Source organism: Leucobacter sp. M11, assembly GCF_035726885.1.
Lineage (GTDB): Bacteria > Actinomycetota > Actinomycetes > Actinomycetales > Microbacteriaceae > JAPFRB01.
Genome location: NZ_JAPFRB010000001.1, coordinates 144353 through 154245, shown reverse-complemented (window position 1 = coordinate 154245; position 9893 = coordinate 144353). Strand labels below are relative to the sequence as shown.

The 9893-nt window shown below is 72.3% G+C and carries 8 protein-coding genes and 2 pseudogenes; 3 read left to right on the top strand and 7 right to left on the bottom strand.

Annotation, left to right across the window (positions count from 1 at the left end; all coding sequences use genetic code 11):
- Together OOT08_RS00775 and OOT08_RS00770 are read left to right on the top strand one after the other, a co-directional pair.
- Positions 1 to 619, top strand: a pseudogene (locus OOT08_RS00775) (serine hydrolase domain-containing protein); the annotation flags it as partial.
- A 77-nt stretch (positions 620 to 696) separates the two neighbouring features.
- Complete coding sequence (locus tag OOT08_RS00770; protein WP_325090685.1) at positions 697 to 1962, top strand: NAD(P)/FAD-dependent oxidoreductase; 1266 nt, start codon at positions 697 to 699, stop codon at positions 1960 to 1962.
- Positions 1963 to 2000: 38 nt separating this feature from the next.
- Here the strand turns inward: OOT08_RS00770 and OOT08_RS00765 are convergent, their stop codons facing one another.
- Positions 2001 to 3941, bottom strand: coding sequence for an FAD-binding protein (locus OOT08_RS00765; protein ID WP_325090684.1), 1941 nt, complete (start codon positions 3939 to 3941; stop codon positions 2001 to 2003).
- A gap of 208 nt (positions 3942 to 4149) precedes the next feature.
- Between OOT08_RS00765 and OOT08_RS00760 the strand changes: the two genes are divergently transcribed.
- Positions 4150 to 4458, top strand: coding sequence for a thiamine-binding protein (locus OOT08_RS00760; protein ID WP_325090683.1), 309 nt, complete (start codon positions 4150 to 4152; stop codon positions 4456 to 4458).
- Between the two features lie 41 nt (positions 4459 to 4499).
- Here OOT08_RS00760 and OOT08_RS00755 read toward each other — a convergent pair whose 3' ends face one another.
- The 6 genes and pseudogenes from OOT08_RS00755 to OOT08_RS00730 form a co-directional block, all read right to left on the bottom strand.
- Positions 4500 to 5264 (bottom strand): MerR family transcriptional regulator, encoded by a 765-nt coding sequence (locus tag OOT08_RS00755; RefSeq protein WP_325090682.1) that lies wholly within the window; start codon positions 5262 to 5264, stop codon positions 4500 to 4502.
- 15 nt (positions 5265 to 5279) lie between these two features.
- Positions 5280 to 6224, bottom strand: a complete 945-nt coding sequence (locus tag OOT08_RS00750; protein ID WP_325090681.1) for a DUF2268 domain-containing protein — start codon at positions 6222 to 6224, stop codon at positions 5280 to 5282.
- A gap of 160 nt (positions 6225 to 6384) precedes the next feature.
- Positions 6385 to 7830 carry a threonine synthase gene (gene thrC, locus OOT08_RS00745; protein WP_325090680.1) on the bottom strand — a complete coding sequence of 482 codons (1446 nt, stop codon included), beginning with the start codon at positions 7828 to 7830 and terminating at the stop codon, positions 6385 to 6387.
- Positions 7831 to 7917: 87 nt separating this feature from the next.
- Positions 7918 to 8811, bottom strand: coding sequence for a dihydrodipicolinate synthase family protein (locus OOT08_RS00740; protein ID WP_325090679.1), 894 nt, complete (start codon positions 8809 to 8811; stop codon positions 7918 to 7920).
- A 68-nt stretch (positions 8812 to 8879) separates the two neighbouring features.
- Positions 8880 to 9533, bottom strand: a complete 654-nt coding sequence (pdxH, locus tag OOT08_RS00735; protein WP_325090678.1) for a pyridoxamine 5'-phosphate oxidase — start codon at positions 9531 to 9533, stop codon at positions 8880 to 8882.
- Positions 9534 to 9656: 123 nt separating this feature from the next.
- Positions 9657 to 9893 (bottom strand): annotated as a pseudogene (locus OOT08_RS00730) (Lrp/AsnC family transcriptional regulator); the annotation flags it as partial.

Here is a 9893-nt window from a genome sequence, read left to right as displayed (position 1 = left end):
CCGCCGCTTCGGGCGGATCGTGCAGCACACGGGCGGCCTGCCCGGCCACTCCTCGCACATGCGCTGGCACGTCGAGAGCGGCCTCGGGGTCGTGGCCTTCGGCAACTCCGAGCTGTTCGGCGCCGAGAAGCTCTCTGTTCGGGCCCTGAACGCCGTGCTCCGCCGCAGTGCCGTGCCCGCGGAGACGGTGCGGCTGTGGCCGGAGACCGAGGCGGCCCTGCGCCAGCTCGACGATGCCCTCCGCGCCGAACGCGGCCTCGCCGAGCTCGTCGGACTCTTCGCCGAGAACGCCATGCCCGATGTGCCCCGCGCGGTGCGGGAGCGCCGGATCGTCGCGGCTCGGGAGTCGCTCGGCGGGATCCTGCCGAGCCAGCGAGCCCTCGGCGAACGCCTGCGCGCCTCGGAGGGGCCAGCCCACGTGCGCTGGGTAATCGCTTGCGCGGGCGGTGATCTGCTCTGCGAGATCCGCCTCATCGGACTCGCCCGGCCGCTCGTGCAGACGATGAACGTCACCGTGGCCGGGCCCGACGGGGCGACCGCACCGCAGGGGGTTCCCGGGGTGGTGACGCACGCCCGGGTGCTGCTCGGCGACGCGGCGGACCCGGCGCCGTTCGGCTGAGCGGGCCGACCCCCAACACGCTTGTGTGGTCCGCGAGTTCGCGGCCACGGACACCTCTGAACACGAAGGAAGAACAGATGAAGCCACAGCACACCGTCGTGGTTGGCGGCGGCCTGATCGGGCTGTGCACCGCGCTTGCCCTGCGCCGCGCCGGGCACCCCGTCACCCTGGTGGACCGGGGTCGCCTCGGCGGCGGGGCGGCGACCGGGAACGCGGGCGAGCTGACCCCGCAGCAGGTGTCCCCGCTCGCCTCGCCCAACACCGCCGTTGACGTGTTTCGGGGGGTGTTCACCCAGAGCTCGTACCTGTCGATCGACCCGTGGCAGCTGCCCCGCCTCGCCCGCTTCGGCCTGGGGTTCATCCGCTCGGCCGGCCGCACGCGGGCCGCGCGGGGCGCGGCGGCGCTCGCCCAGTTCGCCGATGAGCTCCTTCCGGCCATGCGCCGCCTCGGCGCGGAGGGCATCGACCTCTCCGGCGGCGGCGAGGGCTATCTGATGACGAACTCCGACCCGGAACAGCTCCGGGCGGCGCACGCCGCCTACGGCGCCCGGGCCGACCGGGGCTGGGGCGAGGCCCCCGGGCCGATCCTGCGCGATGGGCAGCTCGCCGAGGCGGAGCCAGCCCTGCACCCCAGCGTGACGGGCGGCTTCATGCTGCCCGGGGAATTCTCCCTGGACCCGGTGACGTTCGTCGCGAGTCTCATCGAGCGCGTCCGCGACAGCGGGGTGACGGTGCGCGAGGGCCTCACGGCGCTGCGCGTCGGCGAGGGGGCCAGCATCGTGTGCTCCCGGGAGGACGGCACGGAGGAGACCGTGCGCGGGGACCGGCTCGTGATCGCCGCGGGGGCGTGGACGACGCCGATCCTGCGCCGCTCCCGGATCCGCTCGGCCCCGGTCGTGTCCGGCAAGGGCTACAGCTTCACGGTGCCGGTGGCCCGCATGCCCGAGACGCTCATTCACGCGATGGACCGGCACTGCGTGGCGATCCCCATGCACGGGCGGCTGCGCATCGTGGGGATGATGGAGTTCGACGGGCACCCGGAACGGCCGAATCCGCGCCGCTTCGAGGTGCTCACGCGCGCCGCGGCGGGCGTCATCCGTGACGCGGACTGGGCCAACCGCACGGAGGAGTGGGTCGGTGCCCGGCCCATGACCGCCGACGGGATGCCCCTGCTCGGCCCCGTTGCGGGCCGCCCGGAGGTCATCGTGGCGGCGGGGCACAACATGCACGGCCTCTCCCTGGCGCCGATCACGGCCGAGGTGGTCGCCGACCTGGTTGCCGGGCGCGACCCCGTGATCGGGGGGCGCACCCTCGACCTCGCCCCCTTCGCGGTGCGTCGCTGATGCCGCTGGCCTCCCCGGACCTCGGGGAGGCCAGCGGCTCAGTCCCGCGGCAGGGTCATATTCCCCGCGCCGTAGAAGGACCGCATCGAGGTGATGCGCGCCTCGCGGTCGAGCGTCATGACGTTCACCGGGCGGATCACGGTCTGCTGCCCGGCGCGGGTCAGCGTGATGGCGAGCGGGATGACCGCGCGTGGCCCGGCGACGCGGACCTCGTCCGTGAGGACCGCGTGCACCGCGTCGTTCGCATCCAGCCCGGCATAGAACGCGGCGATGTCGGCGATGCCGCGCACCGGGGGGTGGCCGACGGGATCCTCGACCGTGGCGGTGGGTGCGTACAGCGCCGCGATGGAGGCGCCGGAGCCCGAGGAGACGGCGTCGAGGTAGCGGCGCACTGCCGCCTGGACCGTCTCGGTGTCCGGGCCCGGCGTCTGCGTGTCCGAAGGCATTCCCGCGAGATCCAGGGCCGCGAGATGGCCGAACAACAGGCTGGTGCCGATCGGGTTGCCGCCGCCGGGGTACGCCTCGCCGCTCGGGGCGGCCATCGTATTGCCTGCCGCGTAGAGGCCCGGGATCACCCCATCGGCCTCGGTGAGCACGCGGCCGGAGGCGTCGGTGCGGAGCCCGCCCTTCGTGCCGAGATCGGACAGGCCGAAGGCGGCCGCGTGAAAGGGCCCCTCGGTGATCGGGGTCAGGGGGCGCGCTCCCTCGTGGAAGAAGCAGTCGTAGACCGTCGCTCCGCGCTGGAAGTCGCTGTCCGCACCGGCCGCGACCAGCTGGTTGAACCGCGCTACTGTCTCGCTGAGCGCGGGTGGCGGCACCCCGATCAGTTCGGCCAGCGCGGGGATACTGTCGGCGGTGTGCCACAGGCCAGCCCGCTCGTAGGCTTCCCGCTCCACGAGGGACACCATGGGGATACCGGCCGGTGGCATGGCGCCCGCTCGGTCGTCATACACGAACCAGAACCTCGGGACCCGGTCCTCCTCGGGCAACTGCTCGATGAGGATGCGCCCAGCACGGTCATAGGGGGCGGATTCGTTCATAAACCGCGTTCCGGAGGAGTTCACGAAGATCCCAGCGGGGAAATCGAGGGTGAACACGGCGCCACCGTCCGGCTGCACGATGCCCGGGGCCCACCACGCCTGGTCCATGAGATCGACGGACGCGCCGACGGCGATCGCCGCGCGATGGGCTGCTCCCGTGTTCGTGGGGGCGCCCAAAGAGTCTTTCGAGGCTCCGGGGACCCCGTACCGCCTGCGCATCGGGGCGTGCTGTTCGAAGCCGCCTGCTGCCAGCACGACGCCGCGCCGCGCCCGGATGACTCCCTGTTCCCCCGCATGATCGACAACCGCGCCGGTGACGGATCCCGCATCGGTGTCCAGCGACACGAGCGCGGTGTTCAGCAGCAACGAGGCCGTGTCGTAGGCGCTGAGCGCCAGCAGGAAGCGAGCCACCAGCGCGCGTCCCCCCACGATCAGCTCTGGGGCCGGGGCACCCAGCCGGTCCGTATCGAGGGTGTTGCGCAGCACCTCGTGCCAGACGCCCAGGTCCGTGGCGCTGAGCGGGGCGGGGATGATCTGGCGGGCGGTCGTGGTCTGGGCTCCGGGGAGTTCCTCGAAGTAGTCGGGCCAGGCCAGCGGCAGAAACTGAAAGTTCTGATCCTGTTCCAGATAGGCAATGACGGCGGACCCGCCCCGGACATACGTTTCCTGAAGTTCCGGAGGGGTCCGTGCACCCACGACGGCCTGGTAGTACCGGAGGGCATCCGCAACGGTATCCTCGGTTCCCTCGCGACGGAGGACCGGGTTCGCCGGGTACCACAGGGCGCCGCCGCCACTGTACGCCGTGGTTCCCCCGAATCGATCTGCCGCCTCAATCAGGACGACCTCGAGCCCTTCGCGTGCCGCGGTGTACGCCGCAGAGAGGCCCCCCGCACCGGAGCCAATCACGAGAACATCACACGCCCGTATTTCCTGATCCATCACGTTCCTCCTGTCCGTTCGGGTCCGACTGAGTGTGCGGGCTCGCAGCCCGGGGGCACGACCTCGCCTGAGCCGACGCTAAGCCGGGCGGGGTGCTGTGTCCAGAGCCCGTTCCGCGGACAGGAAACCGGAGGCCCGGCCCCCGTGGCGCGGGCCGGTGCGGGACAATGGGGTGAGCCCGGTCGGGCTCCCGATGAGAGGACACCCCATGCTGCTCGCCTTTTCCGTTGCGCCGTCCGGTACCGGACGCGAGGACGGCTCCGTGCACGACGCCGTGGCCGCCGCGGTGCAGATCGTGCGCGATTCCGGCCTCCCGAACCGCACCTCCAGCATGTTCACCGAGATCGAGGGGGAGTGGGACGAGGTCTTCGACGTCGTCAAGCGCGCCACCGCCGCGGTGGAGCCCTTCGGCTCGCGCATCTCCCTCGTGATCAAGGCCGATATCCGCCCGGGATACGCGGGCGAGATCGACGCGAAGATCGAGCGCCTGGAGTCCGCCCTCGGCGACGCCGACTGATCCCGTCGTGGGGCCGCAGGCTCGTTCGTGCCCGGGGCGGCTCAGGCCGAGCCGACGCGGGCGGTGAGCGCGGCCGCCGCGAAGCGGGCCGCGGCCTCGGAGCCGAAGGCCAGGTGGAAGTCGGGGTTCTCCGCGTACTCGATGCTCAGGCCACGCACCATCTCGGCGCTCCGCTCCGCGTCGCCCGCGTGGCTCGGGGTCCCCGGAATCTCCGCGAACCACGCGAGGTGGGTCGAGGCGTGCTCCCGGGCCGCCGCGGAGTCCGGGGCGTGCCCGGCCTCCTGGAGCTCGCGCCAGCGGGCGAGGAGCCCCTCGGCGCGGGCCTGCCACGCGCGCTGCTGGGGGAGCGACTTGCCGTGCCACCACCGGTTGGAGTCCTCGAAGGCCTCGCGCCCCCACCGCGCCACCACCTCGGCCTCGTAGCGGTCGTTGAAGCCGTCGAGCATGAGGTCCATCCGCGGCTCGCGCCTCGCCCGGCGCATCTGCGCCGTGTGCCGCACCGCGTGGATGCGCCGTTCCAGCGCCCGTTGCTCGCTGGCGAGCTGCTCCAGGTGCGCCTCAAGCGCCTCGGCCTCCGCGAGGAAACTCTCGGGCGCGGCCAACACCCCCGCGATGCTGTCCAGCGGCATCCCCGCCTCCCGGAGGAGCAGGATGCGCTGGAGGCGAGCCACCGCGTCGGGGCCGTAATACCGGTACCCGTTGGCTCCGATCCGATCCGGGAGGAGCAGGCCGATGGCGTGGTAGTGCCGAAGGGTGCGCCCGCTGATGCCCGCGCGGGTGGCCAGCTCGCTCACGGTCCACTCCATCACGTACTCCTCTGCTTAAGCCCCGGTCGCCGGGGGCGTTGTCGTCCCGTCGAGTCTCTCGCTTTCTGAGGGAAAACCGAGGCGGCGCAGGGCGATTCGCAGGATGGACTCGGCGGGCGTGCTGAGGCTGGCCGCCGCGGTGCTCGTCGTGTCCGCCAGCGCGGCGCGCACCAGGCGGAGCCCGGCCGCGTAGCCTGCCCCGGTCGGCAGCCCGACGGGTTCCGCGCCGAACAGCCGGGCGGTGGCGTCCCCGTGCACCCACGCGGCGAAGTGTGCCATGCCGGTGACGCCGAGGCCCCCGACGACGGTGCGGAGCACCGCGTCGTCGCTCCGCGTCTCCTCGCTGACAAAGTGGCTGAGTCCGCGCTCCCCGTACAGCTCGACGGCGAACTGGTCGGCGAGCCCCTCGGCGACGATCTGCTCGCCGACGGTGACGGTCTGCGGGTCCCAGCGCACGCCGCCGGGCGAGTAGCGCAGGTTGTGGTGCAGCTCGTGCACGGCGATCGCCTCCAGCCGGTCCAGCACCTCTGGGCTCGGCCACACCGTGATCACGATGTACCCGCTGATCCCCCCGAAGGCGGAGAGGCCGCGGATTTCCTCCCGGAAGTGCGGCTGGCTGTGATCGCCGACGAGCAGGAGCACCGTGATCTCGGGCACGGGGAGCCCGGGGTTGGCGGTGCGCAGCGCGCTGAGCCCGGTGCGGAGGGCGCGGTCGATGCGTTCCCAGGCGTCCGCCGCGCGGAGCCGGTCGATGGCGGCACGGACGGCCTCGGTTTCCCCGTCCCAGGCGAAGCCGAACTGCTGCCGGTGCACGGCCGCGAGGTCGACGCCGCCCGGGACGAAGTGGTACATGCCCGCGAGGGGCGACCAGAGTGACCGGACGAGGTCCGGCCGCTCGGGGAGCGGGGCATCAAGAATTGCGGTCATGGCCGCTGCGGAGGGGAGCACGGAAATGGTCATGCGAGGAGCCTAAACAGTGCCGTAACGGCAAGGTCAACCCGGCTGGCTCGGCACACCGGCCCGCCGCTCCAACTGGAGGGCGTGGGAGGGCTTGGCAGGGCGCGGAACGCCCCCGGCTCCGCGCAGCGGAACCGGGGGCGTGCCCGGGGCGGTGCGGGGCTTAGGCCTGCGCGCCGGCCGGGGTGAGCAGGGCGTGCTCCGCCACATAGGCCTTGAGCTGCTCGGCGTCGTTCGCGATCTCCACGACGTGCTGCTCGAGCTCGAGCAGGGCCAGGATGTGCGCCGGGGTGGCCGGGGACTGCTCGCCCAGGGCCTCGGCCACGGTCACGCTGAACTTCTCCGGCTTCGCCGTTTCCAGGACCAGGGTGGGCACGCCGGGCTCCAGGTACGCGGGGAGCACGGCGAGGGCGTCCGCGGTGTGCGGGTCCACGACGGTGCCGCTGGCCTCGAAGCAGGACCGGATCGTGGCGACCCGGTCGGCGTGCGTGCTCGTGCCGCTGACGAAGCCGAACTCGGCCGCGAAGCGGGGCAGGTGATCGCTCAGGTCGAGCGTGCCCTCGGTCTCGAGCCGCGTCCAGCGGGTGACAAACTCCTCCGGCCCGAGGACGTCCCAGACGAAACGCTCCAGGTTCGAGGCCTTCGAGATATCCATCGACGGGCTTGACGTGGCGTGGGTCAGCTCGCGGGAGCGCGGCGTGTAGATCCCGGTCCGGAAGAACTCGTCGAGCACGTTGTTCTCGTTCGTCGCCAGGATCAGCTTGGCGATGGGCAGGCCCATCCGGCGGGCGAGGTGCCCCGAGTAGATGTTGCCGAAGTTTCCGGAGGGGATCGCGAAGGTGACCGTCGCCGCGGCCCGCTCCTCGGCGGGCACGGCGTCGGTGGCGCGAAGCCACGCCCAGAAGTAATACACGATCTGCGCGCTGATCCGGCCGAAGTTGATGGAGTTGACCGCGCCGATGCGGTGATCAGCCTTGAACGCGGCGTCGTTGCTGATCGCCTTGACGAGGTTCTGGCAGTCGTCGAAGACGCCGTCGACGGCGAGGTTGTGGACGTTGTCGTCGTCGATCGAGTACATCTGGGCCCGCTGGACGTCGCTCATCCGGCCGAGGGGGGAGAGCATGAACACGCTCAGGCCGGGCTTGCCGCGGAAGGCGTGCTCGGCGGCGGAGCCCGTGTCGCCGGAGGTCGCGCCGAGGATGTTCAGGGTGCCGCCGGAGCGCGCGAGCACGTAGGGGATGACCTGGCCCAGAAACTGCATCGCGAGGTCCTTGAAGGCCAGGGTGGGGCCCTCCGAGAGGCCGACGAGGGTGACCTGCTCGCTGAGCGGGGTCAGCGGAACCGTGCCCGGGGTCGGGAAGGCCTCGGGCGAGTAGGCGGCGGCGGTCAGCGTGGCGAGGTCTGCCTCGGGGATGTCCGTCGCGTAGTGCCCGATGACCTGGGCGGCCAGCTCCGCGTAGCTGAGGGAGCGCCACGCCTCGCGCTGCTCAGCGGAAATCGTGGGCACCTGCTCGGGGACGACGAGCCCGCCGTCGGGGCCGAGCCCGTCCAGCAGCACGTCGGAGAAGGTCTTCGGCTGCATCTGTCCACGCGTGGAGAGGAACTTCATGAGGGGTCGGTCCTTTCGAGATCACCTAGAGAAGACGTTACCGTGTCCGGCTGCCCGCCGCGGCACATGTCCCGCGCCGCCCGGGGGCTAGCCGCGCCCCTCGACCGCCGCGAGCGCCGAGATGACGGCCGCGCGGTCGGCGCCCGCGAGCGGGCGGACGGGGTGGTGCAGGCTCTCGGGTCGGATCAGGCCGAGTTCGTCGGCGATGGCGGACACCGTGCGGTAGCTGCCGAGGCGCTGGAACAGGGACCAGATCGGCGCGAGGGCGTCGAAGCGGTCCTGCGCGGTCGCCTCGTCGCCGTCCTGCGCGGCCCGGATCACGGCCAGGCAGGCCCCCGGGAGCACCCCGGCCAGCACGCTGTGCCAGGCGTCGCACCCGGCGCGAAGCCCGCGCACGGCCATCCAGTCGCCGCTCACCCCGAGGGTGACCGTGTCGGGGATCAGGCGGCGCAGCTCCGTGACCCGATCCCGTGCGGCCTGGGTGCCCACGGGCACCCCGGGCATCTTGATCGAGGCGACCCGGGGCAGGGCCGCGATGCGGGCCAGCAGCTCATCGGTGAACACGAAGCCCGTCGTGGTCGGGTTGTCGTAGACGACGATGGGCAGCTCCGTCTCCTGGGACACCCGGTCGAACAGCCCGAACACCTCCTCGTCGGTGAGCGGCTGGTAGCTGAGCGGTGCGAGCAGCACGCCCGCCGCGCCCGCGTCCTCGGCGGCGCTGACGTGGCCGAGCACCTCACGGGTGGCGACCGCGCTGACGCCGATGAGGACGGGGGTGGTGCCCGCACTGTCCACGGCGATCTCTGCGGCCCGGTGGCGCTGTCCGACCGTGAGATAGGCGGCGCTGCCGGTGGAGCCCAGGGCGGTGATCGAGTCCACGCCTGCGGCGGCCAAGGACGAGATCAGCTCCGCGAAGGCGCTCTCGCCCAGGTGCTCGTCGACGACGGGGGTGAGGGGGAAAGCGCTGAGTCCGGAAAACATGGCGGCTCCTTTCGAGTGCTCACGAGCCTATCCGCCAGAGCCCCCTCCGCGGGAGGGGCGAGGGCAACTTACGGGGCCAATCGCACCCGAGTCCAGCCGGAGCCGGTGCGGCGGTACTCGACCCGGTCGTGCAGGCGGCTTGAGCGGCCCTGCCAGAACTCGATCTCTTCGGGGACCAGGCGGAAGCCGAGCCAGCCCTCCGGCACGGGAACGTCCTGTCCCGCGAAGCGCGTGGCCGCCTCGGCGACGGCCCGCTCCAGCTCCGCTGCGCCGCTCAGCGGCTGGGACTGCCGGGAGGCGTGCGCGCCGAGCTGGGAGCCCCGGGGGCGGGTGGCGAAGTACTCGGCGACCGCCGGGGCGGTGAGCTGTTCGACCCGGCCGCGCACCCGGATCTGCCTCTCGATGGGGTGCCAGGGGAAGAGGACTTCGGCGACGGGGTGCTCGCGCAGCGCAGCCCCCTTGCGGGAGCCCGCGTGGCTGAAGAAGACGAAGCCGCCCCGGCCCATCTCTTTGAGGAGCACCATTCGCACGGAGGGCGCCCCGGCCGGGGTGGCCGTGGCGAGGGCGACCGCCTCCGGCTGGGTGATCCCGACGCGCTCCGCGTCGGCGAACCACTCGGCGAACAGCGCGAAGGGGTCCTCGGGCAGGCCCGGCTCGGGCAGGCCCTGGCGGGAGAAGGCGTCGCGGGCCGCGCTGAGGGCCCCGGAAGTGTCGGAGGTCATGCGCCCATCGTAGGCAATAGCGCGGCAGGCTGCCGCGCCGGGCAGCCGTTTCGGGGGCGCGTGTTGGTTCCGGGCGGGGCGCGCACGGGGCCGCCGAGCGTTGGGCGGCGGTCAGGAGGACGCTCAGGGGAAGAAGACCGGCGCGACGGGGTCGCCCGAACGCCGACCCCGCGGGTCGAGCCGCCAGCCCATCCGTTTCAGGAAGCGGACGGTGACGGAGCTCTCCGAGATGGACAGGTGGTCGATCCGTTCGACCACGGTCCGCTCGATCTCGAAGATGTCCTCGGGGGTTTCGACCCAGATCACGAAGGTGAAGTTGGTTTGCCCCGTGGTGGAGGCGCACAGGCGGAGATTGGGAAT

Excerpts from the sequence above, each read along its gene's own strand:
- OOT08_RS00770 (WP_325090685.1), top strand. The coding sequence starts at position 697 with ATGAAGCCACAGCACACCGTCGTGGTTGGCGGCGGCCTGATCGGGCTG.
- OOT08_RS00765 (WP_325090684.1), bottom strand. The coding sequence starts at position 3,941 with ATGGATCAGGAAATACGGGCGTGTGATGTTCTCGTGATTGGCTCCGGT.
- OOT08_RS00760 (WP_325090683.1), top strand. The coding sequence starts at position 4,150 with ATGCTGCTCGCCTTTTCCGTTGCGCCGTCCGGTACCGGACGCGAGGAC.
- OOT08_RS00755 (WP_325090682.1), bottom strand. The coding sequence starts at position 5,264 with ATGGAGTGGACCGTGAGCGAGCTGGCCACCCGCGCGGGCATCAGCGGG.
- OOT08_RS00750 (WP_325090681.1), bottom strand. The coding sequence starts at position 6,224 with ATGACCATTTCCGTGCTCCCCTCCGCAGCGGCCATGACCGCAATTCTT.
- thrC (WP_325090680.1), bottom strand. The coding sequence starts at position 7,830 with ATGAAGTTCCTCTCCACGCGTGGACAGATGCAGCCGAAGACCTTCTCC.
- OOT08_RS00740 (WP_325090679.1), bottom strand. The coding sequence starts at position 8,811 with ATGTTTTCCGGACTCAGCGCTTTCCCCCTCACCCCCGTCGTCGACGAG.
- pdxH (WP_325090678.1), bottom strand. The coding sequence starts at position 9,533 with ATGACCTCCGACACTTCCGGGGCCCTCAGCGCGGCCCGCGACGCCTTC.